This window comes from Microcystis sp. M_OC_Ca_00000000_C217Col, from assembly GCF_007095585.1.
In the GTDB taxonomy this organism is placed as follows: domain Bacteria; phylum Cyanobacteriota; class Cyanobacteriia; order Cyanobacteriales; family Microcystaceae; genus Microcystis; species Microcystis panniformis.
Map to the genome: position 1 here is coordinate 1 of NZ_SFBV01000022.1, position 16,518 is coordinate 16,518.

Here is a 16,518-nt window from a genome sequence, read left to right on the forward strand (position 1 = left end):
TAGTTTTTCTATTAAGCTCAACATATATTTAAAAAGTTGGCGGTCACTTCTCATTTTACCTGATAGTGATCGCTTTTACTTTTGATATTCTGATGGGAGAATGAAACAGCCCTACCCTTGATAAGGGGGGTGCCGATAGGTGGGGGGATCAGAAAATTTTTAACACCTACCTACTGATCGGCAAACGACACCAGATTAACGTCGATTCTACTTTAACTTTAACATTTCGATGGTATCAATTATTTCCCGTTCAAAACTGACTTGAGCGCGATTAGTTTTACCACCAATATAAAAGCGATCACCAGATTGTAAAGCCCAAATTTGGGAATGGGAAAAGTAACTCATTACCACTCCCATCATCAATAAAGCAAAACCTAAATAGACAATAGGCACTCCCGGATCTGCCTTAATTTGTAACCCGGTACTTCCCACTAATTCGACTATTTTTAGATTAACTCCATTGATGGGAATCGTCATTCCTTCTCGTACAGCAGAGGTTAAATCTCCCTTAGCATCATAGACAATTACCGTACCTTGTAGATCTCTGGTTAAAAGAGAAACTCCCTCACTAAGATCGGTTTTAGTCGGAATCCAAGTTCCCCAGATTTGTCCATTACCTTTGGTGTCTAAACTAGCCATCGGTAGCTGTAGGATCGGACTATTATTCACCTGTACTTTTACCCCAGCAATTCCCCAACTGGTTTGATAAAAAGTCACCCCTTTATGGTGCAAAGGTTGGTTAACTTGAATAGTTTTGCGATCGATCTCCTGTCCTTGATTATCGAGCACCGACAAATCAGAATAGAATTGTTCTACGTCACCTTTAGGACTATAATCAATCCAAAAACGATTAACTTTAATCCCCCAATCCTTGGGGAGAGAATTTTTAGATAAGGGTCCAGCTTCAATAATATTTTTAACCTGAAAACTATCGCCACTAGCTACCATTTCTTGAGCGAAAAACCCCGTTAACGCTCCCCAGATCGCTCCTGCTAAAATAATTAACATGGCTGCATGAACGATAATCGGACCGATTTTACCAATCAGACCTTTACGAGCATAAAGACTGTTATTTTCTAGAAAAACTTTGTAGCCTTTTTTTTCTAATAGGGGGGTGAGAGATTCTAGGGAACCAGTTTCTAATTCAGCACTTAAAGCTAGTTTTTGAAATTGGCGAGATTGTTGATAAAATTGCCAGTTTCTGGCCGCCTTTAAAGCGGGTAATTGTCGTCGAAAGGTGCAAGCAGTTAAACTGGAACCGAAGAGAATTAATAATGATAGATACCACCAAGTGCTATAAACATGATTTAATCCCAATAGTAATAAAACTTTCCAAGTCAGAAAGCCAAATAAAGCCGGTTTCTCAGGATAATTAGCCTGGTAAAAAGATAGGGATTGTCCCTGTTCGATTACCGTCCCAGAAATGCTAAAAATAGCGATTAAAAGTAAAAGAATAATTGCCAATCGCAGATCGGCAATAGTCTGGATAAATTTACGTCCCCATCGGAGCGGTGTATTCTTTAAATTTGAGGAAGTTTCCGATATAGTCATAGTTAAAAGTTTTGCAATTCTAGCCAATTATCTATCATAACTCTCCACCATCACAGCAGACGGGATAATAAAGAAAAAACTCCAAAACCGATTAATAAAACCCCACTGACAGGATTAATCCACCCGGACCATTGACGCAGGGAAAGAAAGCTTTTCAGCGAGGCAGTAAAAGAACCGACGATAATTAGGGGTAAAACATAGCCGGCAGTGTAGGATAACAATAATCCCCCTCCTAAGCTTAAATCTCCCGTATTTGCCACCCATGCCAATAACGTTGCTAGAACAGGTGTACTACAAGGAGAGGCGATTAAACCAAATGTTAAACCGAGAAGATAGGACCGCAAAATCGGGGGAAAATCGCCGGTAATCCAATCCGTAGCACCAAGGGAGGGGAAGCGCAGGGGTAATAATTCCAAGAGGTTTAACCCCATCAAAATAGCGATCGCACTGACGATAATTGGTAAACCGATCCCCACCTGTCCATAGACTTTCCCTAGAGTAGCGGCAATTAGTCCCAATCCCGCTAAGGTGGTGGCTAATCCTAGGGAAAACCATGTGGACTGCCAAAAAGCCGCTAAACGACCTTTATTTTCGTAACCCCCGATATAAGCGACGGTAATCGGCAACATCGACAGCATACAGGGGGTAAGACTGGTGAGTAAACCGGCTAGAAAAATCACGGCAATACTGACAAAACTAAGGTGAGTTAGTTGGGAAGTGACTAAGCGATCGGCGTATTGTTCAAGGTGATAGAGTTGAGTCTGTAATTGGTCTAACATATTAGGTAATTTTTCAGGCTAAATTTGGCTCATTTCTAGGATATTACCATCGGGATCACTGACAAATAATGCCTTTCTACCCGAGGCACTCATTTGAATTGTATAACCTTGACTTTCTAGATAGTTACCCATGGCTGTCACGTCATCAATAGCGAAGGCAAGATGAGGATTGCGTCCCCATTTTTCGGGATTGGGACGGTAATTTTGGTAATTGCTATCGACAATTAAATGAATTTGATAATCTCCCACTTGATACCAAACCCCATCGTATTGAAAAGGGCGATCGATTCTAGTCAATCCTAGAACATTTTCGTAAAAGTTAATGGCTTTTTCTAGCTCGGTGACTAAAATCGCCGTGTGTAAGGATTTTGTGATGTTCATAGTTAATATCTGACTCGCGGATCGAGCCAACTATAGGTTAAATCGGCAATTAAGTTAAAGATAACAATTAAAATCCCATAGATAAAGGTAATCGCCATCACTACGGGGGTATCACTGCGGGAAATAGAATCAATTAATAAAGCACCGATACCCGGTACACGAAACACTTGTTCTGTAACTAAAGCTCCAGTAAAAATGGAGGGAATATCGAGAGCAATCAGGGTGACAACGGGGATTAAAGCGTTACGAACTATATGCTTAGTTAGAACAGAAAAATTAGTTAGTCCCTTGGCTAAGGCAGTTTTAACGTACTCTTGGTGAATTTCTTCGGTTACGGAAGAACGCACGAAACGCATCAACATCGCTCCTTGATATAAGCTTAATACAGTTACAGGCATAATTGACTGTTTCACCTGCTCGATCAAACTATTAAAATCACTGATTTTTAGGGTACTGTTATAAAAAGATGGTAGCCAGTTTAACTGCACACTAAAGATAATAATTAATAATAATCCCGTTACAAAAGTGGGTAAAGAAAAGCCAAGTAGGGAAAAAGTAGAGATGATTTTGTCTAACCAAGAATAGCGCTTGACTGCCGAAATTACGCCCAAAGGAAAAGCAATTAAAACCCCAAAAATATAGGCAATACCGACAATCCAGAGGGTTGTGGGTAAACGCTGCCAAATGAGGGTAAAAACTGGGCTGCGACTGGTGAAAGAATAGCCCATATCTCCTTGAAGAAATGCTAACAACCACTTGACATAACGCACGGGAAGGGGTTGATCTAATCCGAGACTTTTGCGAATATTTTCTCGCACCGCTTCGGTGATAGCGGGATTAGCGGCAAATTCTCCCATCGGATCCCCCGGCGCTAGGGCTAAAATGCCAAAAACCACCATACTAATAGCTAAAAGAGTGGGAATCGAAAATAATAATCTTTTCAGAAAATATTTAAGCATTTATTTACTACGCTTCCAGTCTTTGATGTTCCAAGTATTTCTATCCCAGGGAGTTAATTCAAACCCCGACAAACTATTGCTAATTGCCACCACATCGGCACGATGAACTAGGGGAATAATCACAAAATTATTGATTAACATATCATTCATTTTAATTGCTATTTCTCTCCGTTTTTCTGGGTTTAATTCTTGACTAAAAACTTGCCATAATTTATCGTATTCAGGATTACAATAACGAGCATAATTATCCCCAGCCCAACCATCAGCTTTTTGGGGAATTTCGCTACAGGTAAAGGTTTTAAAATAGGCTTTTGGATCGGGACTATTATTACCGGTAGTGTACATTTGTAGGTCAGCATAAAACTTTTCTACCGTGTCATCGTTAGCAGGATCGCTAGAAAAGAAAATACTGGCATCAACAGTTTTTAATTCTACTCCTACCCCGATCGCTTGTAAACTTTGTTTGATAATTTCTTGGGTTTTCTGACGAAGAGGATTGACAGTGGTTTGAAAAACTAATTTCATTTCTACACCATTTTTATCCCTAGTGCCATCACCATTACTATCTTTCCATCCCGCATCATCTAGTAATTTTTTAGCCTTTTCTAGATTAAATTCATAGCGAGTATTGGGAGAATTATATGCCGATGGCATCACAATAAAATTAGGAGTTGTTTTACCAGCAATACCATAAAGTTGCGTGGCAATAGTATCTCTATCAACGGCTAAAGATAAAGCTTCCCTTACTTTCACATCACTTAAAAAAGGATGGGTAAACTTAATACTAGACCTCTCACCTTCGGGAGTAACTTGATTAGGATCACTCAAATTAAATAAAACTCGTTCAATCAAAGAACCGAAACTAGATATTAACTGACCTCGACCCGCTTTTTCTAAATCACTTAAAACCTTAGCCTCTACTTGCAAATTATAGGCATAATCCGCCTCCTGTGTCTGTAAAACCGCTCGTGCCGCAGAAGTGGCATCACCTCCTCCTTTTAATTCTATTCTTTGAAAACCTAATTTATCTGCTTCTCGAAAGAAAGAATTTGGTTCATAAACTGCCGTATCTCCCGGTTTAAATTCTACCACTTTATAGGGTCCAGTTCCCACCGGTAATAAATTAGCGGGGGCCTGGCGTGCCGTTTCATTGCTATACTTTTCATAGAGATGAGCAGGTAAAATCATCCCTTCTGTTCCCACAAAAACTAATGACCAAGCGGGATTAACTTGCTTAAAAGTTATTTTAACCGTATGGGGATCGATCGCTTCCACACTTTTAACTATTTCATAATTGCCAGCGCTAGTAGAACCAGTTTTCGGATTGGTGATAAAATTATAGGTAGCGATGACATCTTTGGCAGTAAAAGGAGTACCATCTGACCATTTAATATCTTTTTTTAGCTTCCATGTCACCGATTTACCATCCTGGGCAACTCCCCCATTTTCAATAGTAGGAATTTCTGCCGCTAAAAAAGGAACTAATTCCCCTTTTTCATTGAAACTAGCCAAAGGTTCTAAGGTAATGCGACTCGCTTCTGAGTCTTTAAATCCCGTGGAGAGATGGGGATTTAAAATCGTCGGTGCTTGCCAATATAAAAGTTTTAAAGTTTCTGGATTATTATTGGTCGTTGCTGCGGTATTATTAGCTGTTTGTTGACGACAAGCACTAAAAAGCAGCGTACAACTAAGGGATAAAATTAACAGGGGCAAGAAAAGCGATCGCTTAAACATTTTTAATGACAATCAATAATTCAACAGGGTGACTTAGGTGATTTCCTACCCCACCAATAACAAGTTATCAGACATTGAGTCTTGATCTCGATCGATTAATTGATTATTTGCCTTTATCCATTCCTAGTCAAGTTAAATCGATCGTGCTATAGTAGCGATGCTGTACTAGACAATAAAATTCTAGGCACGGCGACGAAATGGGTTCTTTGGTTTGTGTTATGCAATGTACGGGGGTTATAAGGGATGGAACCCTTATAGAGAAAGACGTTTGGCGATTTTTGTCAATTGTTTTTGATCTAGAGCGAACTAATCAATTAAATCTCTTGCCAGATAAGGATTTAGTCGATTTATGCCACCCTATCGAACCATAACAAGTAACGAAGAGCCAGAAAATCTGTATTTGGGGTGTTGTATGGAAAAAATCCGTCTAGTATATAATTATTGTGATGGCCATCGCCGTAGGGTGCGTTCCCCAATGTGGCTCCTACTGCTCCACTAGCAGTAGGCTAATCTGGCTAACACGCTTTTGGGCGTGATATACGGAAAAGTTCTGGAGATCGCGCCTAAATGGGTTGATATGCCGAAAGTTGACCCATATCATTACTTTCAGGAGTGTTATACAGAAAATTTCCGTATAATCAATAGTTAGCCCGCAAGGTTATCTGTGAGGCAGTAGTTTAGGGGCTACCTGTCGGCGTTAAGCATCAAGCTACGGTAAAGTCATCGGCAAGTGCCTCTCACAACAGTTTTTGTTATCCTGTGCTAAGGATCGTTTTACCCAAAGAGTCTCAAAGATGGAACTAGCCTTGGTAATTTTCTCAGCCGTATCAGCAATCTCAACTGCAATTCTTGCATTTATTCTTTTGCAAATACAGAAAAGTCTAAACACTAACGCTAAGAAACGGACTGAATCTGATTCAGATATCTACAAACAGCTTGAACGTCTAATACAAAGAAATCAAGCTATAGAGCAAAAGTTAGTTGAACTAATTGATGCTCAAAGCAAATCTATCGACAAAGTATATGAACTTTTACGTGGGAGTGGAGACCTACAAATTGGGAGACTCCAGGCAATTATTGATACGCTTGAGATACTAAAGAAAAATATTTCTAGTTTATATGAACTCCTACGTGGAGGTGGGGATCTGCAAGTAGGGAAACTTCAAACGGTTGCAGATAAGCTTGAAGCGCTGAAAAACAGCTTGGAAGAATCAGTTAGATTTTAAAAATATGGATTCCAAACACTCAGAAGAATCATCCGAGGTAGTTCATGCGTACTTATATTATCTTCAAGAAATGAGTCGCAAAATTAGCCTGCGTACTGGGATGGAAAACACTCTTTATGGAAAAACTAAGAAAAGCCCTCACTACTATCGACCCTTTGAAGATGCAGATGTAGATTCTCAGTATTTGCGTGATGTCAGAAATTATCTTGAAAAGGAAAGTGATCGCCAACTTTTCCTGGGAAATGGCTTGATCGCTGGTTCATTCAAGAAGAAGCAAGTCAAGAAGTATGTTGCCGCACCATTAATTTATTTCCTCGTCAAAACTGATCTAGATGAAAACGGCAGGTCATTGACTTATAGCATTGAATTGGATTCGGTGAGTCTAAATTATGACTTAATTACTCTGGTTTTAGAGCAAGATCTTGATGAAGAAGAAGATGAGGGAATGGGATTTCAGAGTGCAGGTGTTGATGCCAACAAGCTTGAAGTTCTAGAAGATATAGAAAATAGTTTAGAGGATATTCTCAGGCATGAGAGTGTAAAATTGACGACTAATTCATTAGCAGACCAAACTTTTCGACGAATCCATGAAAAAATCCCTGAGTTCAATCAAATACACCCTTCAACGGAAGACTTCACTCTTCAGAAGCTAGAGAAGCTAGGTACTGTAGAGTTGACCTTCTACAATCATCGATTTTTTTATGTTGCTAGCTCACCTGGGCAACTATCAACTTATACAGCACTACGAAAACTGATTTCAGAGGTTAGCTAAATGCCATTTCAAAATCAAGTTCTGAAAAAGCTATTTAAAGGAATTTTGCAGAATGAATCTGTTGAATTTAATAGCGATTTAACCGAATGTTTATCAATTGATAAGGCAGTTGCCTATTTGCCACTACCTCTTTCTGATCGCCAAAAGGATGCTCTATACAATGCTTGGCGGCGTGAAATTTCCTATATCCAGGGACCTCCTGGTACGGGGAAGTCTTACACTATCGTAGCAATAATGATTTCAGCCTTACTGCTAAACAAAAAAGTATTATTTGTTTCTCAAAAAAAGGCTGCTATTGATGTCGTTCGTAGAAAATTAGAAGATTTTTTGGGTAAAAACACCGTCATTTACGTAGGCTCTGAAAGCCAAGAACGTAAGCAGCTTCAAGCTTATATTGAAGCAAAATCTTCGGGAGTTAATGCACATAATTTACTTAGTCATATTTCTAAGCAGAAACAAGAACTTGATTCCTTGCATCAAGAAATTATAGATCTAGATCAAGGGCTTGCAAAGCACAGAGATCAATTGAAAAGAGCTTTAGATACAGAAAATGAATTCTATCGGGCGAACGATCTATATCTAAAAGAAAGAAATCATTTTGCTGATATCTTTGACCGAAACTACACAAAGCAACTTGATTTAAGAGAGGAAGAAATTCATGAATCAGGTAAAGATTGGTTCATAAAAAATATTGATAAACTTCAAAAAAAACTCTCATCAGGGAATCTTAAGCGTAAAGATTTTATTTATATAAGACGCTTCTACAAGCAGTGTGTTGATGGACTAAAAGCTGACAAGACTAGATTTTCAAGAAATGAACTCGGTCAAATTCCTCTATATCTAGAATTGCTCTTTAAAGTGAATAGTTCTTATACCGAATCTGTATCTATTCGACGTAGAATTAATCCTAGTTTAAGTCAAATAAGGAAAGTGATTCAGCAGCAAGAGCAAGTCTTGCTAGATAAAAAGAGACAATATATTAAGCAGCTAATTGAATATCAATTTACCAGAAACTTACAACAGAATCAAAATGTCACTGATGCATTTCGGAAGCTTCTAAGGTGGACAAATCAAACTAGAGTCTTGGAAGCCATGAGTAGGATTGACTACAACAGACTTACCAGTGTTTTCCCGCTTTGGGCTGGTGAAATTAAGGATATTGGTCAATTTCTACCTTTTCAAAATGAAATCTTTGATCTCGTCATTGTTGATGAGGCTTCTCAAGTCAATATTGCAGAAATAATACCTGCTTTTTATAGAGGTAGAAGCTTTTGTGTGGTAGGAGACGATAAGCAACTTGGCTTAAATGCAGCAGGTTTATTCTCACTGAATAGAAAGTTTGAAAGACTTATTTGGAACCATTGCTTTGCAGGATTGAATCAGGTTATTTCCTATGAAAAAGCAGAAGGAAAGGATCTAATTGTAAGCAAATCTTCAATTCTTGATTTTATTATAAATCAAGATAATTACTTTACCATTCCAAAAGTGACTCTCAATGAACACTTTCGTTCTATGCCTCAACTAGCTAGATTTACAAGCAAAACCTTTTACGACGATAGCCTATTAATTATGACAGAGGTAGGTAAAAACGTTAATAAGTCTTGCTTTGAGGCAGTTGAGGTTGGTGGTCAAAGAGAATTGACTACAAAATTTGTTCCTGAAGAAATTGAAGAACTCATCAACAAGCTCAGTGGCTTGATCCGTCAAAATAGCTACCTACAAGAACCATTGAGTCATCATGGCTTTACGATTAGAAATAAACCAACAATTGGGGTTTTGTCGTTCTTAACTCAGCAAAGAAATGCCATTAGAGAACGACTTCAAGAAAAATTTTCTGATGATGAATGGAAAGATTATCAATTGTTTGTTGGCACACCTGAAGAGTTTCAGGGAAATGAAAAGAACATAATAATTATAACTCTAGGGCTTGATGGAACTAACAATAGATGGGCAAAAGGTCACTATGAAAACCCTAATCGGTTTAATGTAGCAACCAGTCGCGCTGTAAATTATACCTATCTTATCTATGGCGGAATACCTAAAACTGCTCATTTACTAAAGGAGTATTTGCAGAATTTCGGTTATCCAGTTAATGAAGGTAGCTTGGTAGAACCCGTTCAACAACAAACAGTTTTAGACAACAGGCTCAGTTGGAGATTTGATGAATCAAAAGTTGAATCTGAATTTGAGTTTAAGGTACTAGAGTACCTCAAAGAATTTGTTCAGAGTCATGGCTCTGAATCATTGAAAATTTATAATCAGGTTGAGAGTTGTAGCAAACGACTGGATTTTGTTATCTTTAACTCTCTAAACGAGGAATGTTGTGCAATAGAAGTTGATGGTGTACATCACTTTGCTGAAGGTGGCTACACCTACTCCGAAAGTCATCTCTCACGGATTGATATCCTTCAACGGGCTGGTTGGAAGATTGTTCACGTTCCTTATCATAAGTGGTACAGCAAGGGTTGGCTGTGTGATAGAGATGAGCCTGATTTTCTCGATACAGTTTCAGATCTGTATCGGCAGCTTAAATCAGTTTTGGCGATCTAGATCTAGTCTGCCTCTAGACTCATCGCGTGGTGCCGAAAGCGGGCTAACAACGCGCTGGAGCGGACGGACGGGAGATATTGGGGGTGATGCCGAGGCTATCTGCCGCCGCTCAGATCAACCGTTAGACTGCTCCCACTGTCAGTATGATGGCCATCGCTGTAGGGTGCGTTCCCTAATGTGGCTCCTACTGCTCCACTAGCAGTAGGCTAATCTGGATAACACGCTTTTGGGCGTGATATACGGAAAGTTTCCGTGTAATTAATAGTCCAGTAGGGTGCGTTAGACGGCGACAATCTCTGCTCTTACTTAGGACTAGCAATCCGTCGTAACGCACTACCCACGAGATATATTAAAAATAGCCTCGTAGGTTGGGTTGAGCGAAACAATACTGAGGCGAAAATAGCTTAATTCGCTTGAAAAAGCGAAACCCAACCACCCCAAAGGTTACTCTTTGTTGGGTTTCCTTGCGTCAACCCAACCTACAATAATTGCTTACCCGGATTGGTACTTCATGAACTGGCAGGGCAACGTAAAGGAACCTGGACGGTGAGAGTATCTGGAAACTGGCGGATCACTTTCACCTTTGACGGTGTTGATGCTTGTGATGTCGATCTTGAGGACTACCACTGATGAAAATGCATAATCCACCACATCCTGGTGAAGTTCTTAAAGAACTTTGTCTCGAACCTTTGAATCTGACTGTGACTGAGGCTGCTGAAGCATTGGGTGTAAGTCGAAAAACCCTATCTGCCATCTTAAATGGTAGGGCAGGTATTAGCCCCGAAATGGCAATTCGCTTAGGGAAAGCTTTCGATACATCTCCTGAAAGTTGGCTCAATCAGCAAATGCAATACGATCTATGGCAAGCAGAGCAGACAATTGGCAATATCAAAGTCAAACGGCTATCAGTGCGATCGGCGATCGCGTAGGGTGCGTTAATTAAATGTAACGCACCACCCACGAGATATATTAAAAATAGTTAGCCGTAGGGTGCGTTCCCTAATGTGGCTCCTACTGCCCCACCAATAGATTTTGGGGAACGCACCATGCTAGAGGATTATAAAAATATCTGCCGTCGCACTCCAGCCCATCGCGGCTGAGTTCAACCGTTATCGAGAAAAATAGTTAAATCCCGTCAAATTCCCCTAAAACTTTCACCTCTGGTTCTAACCAGAGGGACCAGCGATCGAACACTTGTTCCTGCACATGACGAATTAAACGCAGAATATCCGAGGCTTTTGCTGAACCAATATTCAGGATAAAATTAGCGTGTAATTCTGATACTTGCGCTCCACCAATTTGATAACCTTTTAATCCCATTTCCTCAATTAAAGCCCCGGCAAATTGCGGTTTAGGATTGCGGAAAACGCTACCACAACTGGGACGATCATAGGGTTGGGTACTTTTGCGATGGCGTAAATTATGGGTAGTAATTGCCATTATTTCCTCGCAATTATCGGTAGCTTCTAACTGAAATGTGGCCTCAATAACTAAGCGTTGATCCCCTTGCAGAGAAGAACTGCGATAACTATAATTTAAATCTTCTTTGCTTAAAGTTTCTAACTGACCATCGGGATTTAATACCAGCGCCCGCACTAATCGATCCGCCACACAGGAGGTGTGCGCTCCCGCATTCATCACCACAGCACCCCCCACCGTACCGGGGATACCCACCGCCCATTCTAGGCCCCTCCAGCCCCTTTTTGCCGCTCTCCAAGCTATTTTTGGCAGAGGTTCCCCCGCCGCTGCTGTAATCGTAGCAGTTTCGGCATCAAAACAACTCGATCGCAGATGGCGAGTATTGAGAACAAGTCCGGGTAAACCTCGATCGCTGATTAGTAAATTTGAACCAGCCCCCAAAACAGTCAAGGGCAACCCTTGCGATTGCCACCAAGCGAACACTTCTCTTAATTCCTCTAGATTAACTGGTTCGGCATACCATTGCGCTCTTCCCCCCACCCGGTAGGAAGTGAAATCAGCTAGAGAAACAGAGGTTTTAATCATAGGGTTTTAGGGGTTGGAAGTTATAAATTATGAATTATAAATTATGAATTGGGGGTTGGGGAGCAGAACGTAACGTAGGTTGGGTTGAAGCATGAAACCCAACGATCATGTTACTTATTTAGGGTCTGCTGAAAAAGTACGGGCGAAGCATTCGGATAGAAAATCTGCGGTTTCACCGATAGGTTATTGCCCGAATGCTTCGCCCCTACAGGACGCGGGCCGATGAAGACGCAAGGTTTTGAACGACGATTCTCTCAAAATCTTACACCTGTTTCGCTCATACAGCCACAAAACCCCTACCTTGCCTACATTTCACATTTATTCAGCAAACCCTATTTAATACTGCTCACTTAAAAACTCAAATCTGATCACTGATCACTGATAACTGATAACTGATAACTGATAACTAACTTCTATACTCTAACTGCTAATTGTTCGCGGTAAAGAGAGAGCATTTCGGGGATAACTTGATTGAGATTGCCAGCACCGAGGAAGAGGGCTAGATCCCCTGGTTGGAGAATTTCTAGCAGGAATTGACCTAAAGAACTCAATTCGGGGTGATAGTAGGCGTTTTTATGGTGTTTTCTCACCTGTTCGACCACTTGCTGCCCAGTGACGTGATCGATATTCACTTCCCCGGCACTATAAATATCCGTTAAGACTACCACATCGGCGGAACTGAAAGCGGAGCCGAATTCCTCTAAAAAGGTAGTGGTGCGACTGTAGCGATGGGGTTGGAAAATAGCGATCGAACGTTGGTACTGTTTGCCTTCTACCTTCAATTTTGCCGCCGCTAACGTGGCTAACAATTCGCTAGGATGGTGGGCATAATCATCGATAAAAGTAATGCCGTTTGCCTCTCCCTTGTGTTCAAAACGGCGTTTTGCTCCGGCAAAAGTAGCGATCGCATCGGCAATAACAGCAAATTCTAAACCGAGATAACGTCCGATGGCAACCACTGCCAAAGCATTACTAATATTATGTTGCCCCGGGATTTTCACTTCCATTTGTCCCAGATAACTGCCTTTTTCCCAGACGGAAGCTTTCATCATTCCCTGTTCATAGATAATCTCGCTGACGGTGTAATCGGCACCTTTTTCGGGATCGAGACTATAACTAATCGTCGGACGGAAATGCTCGGCGATCGTGTCACAATCTAAACAAGCGACTAAAATCTGGCACTGATTGGCAAATTCACGGAAAGTATCGATAACTTCGCTTAAATTCTGGTAATGATCTGGGTGATCTAGCTCAATATTAGTGATTACGCCGATTTTTGGCGCGTGTTTGGTTAGGGAACCATCGGACTCATCGGCCTCTGCCACTAAAAAACGACCTTGACCAAGACGAGCGTTACCTTCCCAAGCGTCCACCTCACCACCGACAATGATCGTGGGGTCTAATCCCGCTTCTAACAAAACGTAACCGATTAAGCTGCTAGTGGTGGTTTTTCCGTGGGTTCCAGCAACGGCGATACTGTCGTAATCAGCGATTAAAGCCGCTAAAACGTCGCTACGGTGAAAAATTGGGTATCCTAAGTCTCTGGCCGCTCGATATTCCTTGTTATGGTCATTAATCGCCGTGGAGCAGATTACTTGCGGAACTGTTTGGCTACTGTTTTGAGGGCCGGGAGAATGAAATAAAGCTAAATTATTTGCCTCTTGACGGTGGAAAATCTGCGCTCCCGCTCCCTGTAGCCGTTGGGTGATATGAGTAGGACGTAAATCGGAGCCAGACACAGGTAAATTGCGCTTGGCTAAGATATAAGCGAGGGCTGACATCCCAATACCGCCAATACCGATAAAATGGAAAGGTTGGCCGTTAAAATTAACTTTTTTCACTTTTTTCACTCCTCAGACCCACAATTATATAAGTTTTAAACTCGATCGGTAGTAAAGTCAACCTCATGATAGGGGCATTTGAGCAGAATTCCCAAGTGTTGCCCAGTCACCTTGCAACATCCTTGACGCAGAATTAAAATTTTTTCTCCCAATTCCCTTTTTTTGGGGTGTGGGGTGTGGGTGTGGGGTGTGGGGTGTGGGGTGTGGGGAGGTGAGGAGAATAAATAAAAATAATCTCCTGTCCCCTGTCTCGGAGTCCCCTGTCTCGGAGTCTCCTGTCTCGGAGTCTCCTACTCTCCTGAATGGTGAGCTAATAAATTATTTTCGATCGGGATCGTAAAGTTCAACCTTTAAGGTATGATTGGGAACATTAATTATTTTTTTATGTATTGCACTAAAACGTAGAGGGCAAGCAGCAGTGATTAGAGTAGCGATCAATGGTTTCGGACGGATTGGACGTAATTTCCTAAGATGTTGGTTAGGACGGACTAATAGTGGCTTGGAGGTAGTGGGGATCAATGATACATCCGATCCCCGGAGTAACGCTCACCTGCTCAAATATGACTCGATGTTAGGCAAACTTAACGCTAATATCGATGCCGATGATAATTCTTTAATTGTTAACGGTAAAACCATTAAATGTTATTCCGATCGCAATCCCCTCAATCTGCCCTGGGCAGAATGGGGTGTAGATTTAGTGATCGAAGCTACCGGTGTTTTCGTCGATGAAGAGGGCGCTTCTAAGCATATTGTCGCAGGAGCTAAAAAAGTCCTCATTACCGCACCGGGTAAAGGTTCGGGAGTGGGAACCTATGTCGTTGGTGTCAACGCTCACGAATACGAACACGATAAATACAACGTCATCAGTAATGCCAGTTGTACCACCAACTGTCTTGCTCCTGTTGTCAAAGTGATTCACGAAAACTTCGGCATCATCAAAGGGACGATGACCACCACCCACAGTTACACTGGTGATCAACGGATTCTGGATGCTAGTCACCGGGATCTGCGTCGCGCTCGCGCCGCAGCCGTTAACATCGTTCCCACCTCCACCGGTGCCGCTAAAGCTGTAGCCTTAGTTATCCCCGACATGAAAGGGAAACTTAACGGTATCGCTCTGCGTGTACCCACTCCTAACGTTTCTGTGGTGGATTTAGTCGCGCAAGTGGAAAAAAGTACGATCGCGGAACAGGTAAACGAAGTCCTCAAAGAAGCTTCGGAAAATTCTTTGAAAGGAATTCTCGAATATAATGATTTACCCCTCGTTTCCTCTGATTATCGCGGTGTTGATGCCTCCTCGATCATTGATGCTAGTCTCACCATGGTGATGGGTGGCGATATGGTGAAAGTTATCGCTTGGTACGATAACGAATGGGGTTACTCCCAACGGGTGGTTGATCTCGCTGAAGTCGTCGCCAGCAAGTGGAAAGGCTAAATCAGTGATCAGTAAACAGTAATCAGTGAACAGTGGGCGTTAATTAGGAGTCAGGAGTGGTTAGTGATAACTGATAACTGATAACTGATAACTGTTAACTGAGCAGTGATAAATTCTCACCGAAAAAGCGCCGATAGATTCCCTCTGTCACCAATTGAGCGGTGATTAGGTTAGCTAGGGCAATCATAAACAGGATCAGTATCTGGTAGGAAGCGGCGTTTAAAGGTTCACTTCCTGCCAATACCTGTCCGGTGAACATTCCGGGTAAACTGACTAAACCCACCACCATCATCTGATTGAGGGTGGGTATTAAACTAGCTCGAATCGCTTCTTTTTGATAAGCTGCGATCGCTTGTTGAGGGGTTGCCCCTAAACAAAGATGGGTTTCGATTTCCAAACGGTGACTTTTAATGGCACTGCTTAATCTCTCCCCGGCTAAAGAGGCACTATTCATCGCTTGCCCTAACACCATCCCCGTCAAGGGAATTAAGTATTGGGGTGAGTACCATTGTTCTGGTTGAATAATTAAAGCGATCGCATAACCTAAAGTTAGACAGCTACTAATCAACAGAGAGCCAAAAACTAGGGGTAATAAGCCTTTATCTCGGCTATCAATGCGATTTTTAGCAACAATAGTCGCTATAGTCATCATTACTGCCAAAATCCCCAGCACAGCTAGAGGATTATCCAGGGAAAAAATAACGGCGATAACGTAGCCTACCACTAATAATTGCAGGATCGATCGACCGGTCGCTAATAATAATTGTCCCTCTAGGGCTAAATTTGACCAACGGGAGAGGATTAAACAAATACCCATCATCCCCAAAGCCCAACCCAAATCCACCAGATTTAGTTCTACTAATCCATCCATAAAAATAAAAGAAACAAATTAAAAGGATACTTCATCTATAAATAGCAAGTTTATCACAGATGTCGGGGTGAAGACCCTCGCTTTTAGGGAAGGGTCGGGCGGCTTTAAATAAATATGTATTGTCAACTTAAGGAATTTTGTGTTAAAATATTGATACTGGGTCGAGCAGTGTCAAAATGTTTGTACTAGAATACAAAGTTAAGCCAAAACCTAATCAGATAGAAGCCATTAATGAGGCAATACGGACAACTCAATTTGTTCGGAATAAAGTCCTGCGTTATTGGATGGATAATCCTGGTGTTGGCAAAACAGAGTTATTTCGGTACAACACAGCATTAAGGAAAGAGTTTAAATTTGTTGATGATTTAAACTCCCATGCTTGCCAGACTGCCGTAGAAAGAACCTTGCGGGCAAT

13 protein-coding genes and 1 pseudogene are annotated in these 16,518 nt (G+C 41.4%); 6 read left to right on the plus strand and 8 right to left on the minus strand.

Features of this window, described 5'->3' with window-relative positions; genetic code table 11:
• Positions 1-207 precede the first annotated feature (207 nt).
• The 5 genes from EWV66_RS01155 to EWV66_RS01175 are packed head-to-tail and all read right to left on the minus strand — an operon-like array spanning position 208 to position 5,404.
• A complete protein-coding gene (locus EWV66_RS01155) occupies positions 208-1,551 on the minus strand; it encodes a cytochrome c biogenesis protein (protein WP_287107727.1) in 1,344 nt (447 codons plus the stop codon).
• Between the two features lie 50 nt (positions 1,552-1,601).
• On the minus strand, positions 1,602-2,330 hold the full coding sequence (locus EWV66_RS01160) for a cytochrome c biogenesis protein CcdA (RefSeq protein WP_002757062.1): 729 nt from the start codon (positions 2,328-2,330) through the stop codon (positions 1,602-1,604).
• Between the two features lie 18 nt (positions 2,331-2,348).
• On the minus strand, positions 2,349-2,711 hold the full coding sequence (locus EWV66_RS01165) for a VOC family protein (RefSeq protein ID WP_052277350.1): 363 nt from the start codon (positions 2,709-2,711) through the stop codon (positions 2,349-2,351).
• Positions 2,712-2,713: 2 nt separating this feature from the next.
• The gene (locus EWV66_RS01170; protein ID WP_052277351.1) at positions 2,714-3,670 is read right to left on the minus strand and encodes an ABC transporter permease; all 957 of its coding nucleotides are present in this window, start codon (positions 3,668-3,670) and stop codon (positions 2,714-2,716) included.
• Positions 3,671-5,404: a peptide ABC transporter substrate-binding protein gene (locus EWV66_RS01175; protein ID WP_287107728.1), complete on the minus strand. Its 1,734-nt coding sequence runs from the start codon at positions 5,402-5,404 to the stop codon at positions 3,671-3,673.
• 794 nt (positions 5,405-6,198) lie between these two features.
• Here EWV66_RS01175 and EWV66_RS01180 point away from each other — a divergent pair.
• The 4 genes from EWV66_RS01180 (at position 6,199) to EWV66_RS01200 (ending at position 10,881) form a co-directional block, all read left to right on the plus strand.
• Positions 6,199-6,630 carry a hypothetical protein gene (locus EWV66_RS01180; RefSeq protein ID WP_002757072.1) on the plus strand — a complete coding sequence of 144 codons (432 nt, stop codon included), beginning with the start codon at positions 6,199-6,201 and terminating at the stop codon, positions 6,628-6,630.
• Positions 6,631-6,700: 70 nt separating this feature from the next.
• Positions 6,701-7,402 carry a hypothetical protein gene (locus EWV66_RS01185; RefSeq protein WP_148563486.1) on the plus strand — a complete coding sequence of 234 codons (702 nt, stop codon included), beginning with the start codon at positions 6,701-6,703 and terminating at the stop codon, positions 7,400-7,402.
• Positions 7,403-9,952 (plus strand): AAA domain-containing protein, encoded by a 2,550-nt coding sequence (locus EWV66_RS01190; protein WP_002757076.1) that lies wholly within the window; start codon positions 7,403-7,405, stop codon positions 9,950-9,952.
• 635 nt (positions 9,953-10,587) lie between these two features.
• Complete coding sequence (locus EWV66_RS01200) at positions 10,588-10,881, plus strand: HigA family addiction module antitoxin (protein ID WP_253852090.1); 294 nt, start codon at positions 10,588-10,590, stop codon at positions 10,879-10,881.
• Positions 10,882-11,077: 196 nt separating this feature from the next.
• Here EWV66_RS01200 and murB read toward each other — a convergent pair whose 3' ends face one another.
• Entirely contained in the window at positions 11,078-11,956 is an 879-nt protein-coding gene (gene murB, locus EWV66_RS01205; protein ID WP_287107729.1) for a UDP-N-acetylmuramate dehydrogenase, read from the minus strand.
• A 413-nt stretch (positions 11,957-12,369) separates the two neighbouring features.
• Positions 12,370-13,797, minus strand: coding sequence for a UDP-N-acetylmuramate--L-alanine ligase (gene murC, locus EWV66_RS01210; RefSeq protein ID WP_052278506.1), 1,428 nt, complete (start codon positions 13,795-13,797; stop codon positions 12,370-12,372).
• 418 nt (positions 13,798-14,215) lie between these two features.
• Here murC and EWV66_RS01215 point away from each other — a divergent pair, with 418 nt between their 5' ends.
• Complete coding sequence (locus EWV66_RS01215) at positions 14,216-15,232, plus strand: type I glyceraldehyde-3-phosphate dehydrogenase (protein WP_002731954.1); 1,017 nt, start codon at positions 14,216-14,218, stop codon at positions 15,230-15,232.
• Between the two features lie 94 nt (positions 15,233-15,326).
• On the opposite strand, the gene EWV66_RS01220 is transcribed toward EWV66_RS01215, so the two are convergent.
• Positions 15,327-16,103 carry an ABC transporter permease gene (locus EWV66_RS01220; RefSeq protein ID WP_052277353.1) on the minus strand — a complete coding sequence of 259 codons (777 nt, stop codon included), beginning with the start codon at positions 16,101-16,103 and terminating at the stop codon, positions 15,327-15,329.
• Positions 16,104-16,279: 176 nt separating this feature from the next.
• Here EWV66_RS01220 and EWV66_RS01225 point away from each other — a divergent pair.
• A pseudogene (locus EWV66_RS01225) lies at positions 16,280-16,518 on the plus strand (RNA-guided endonuclease TnpB family protein); the annotation flags it as partial.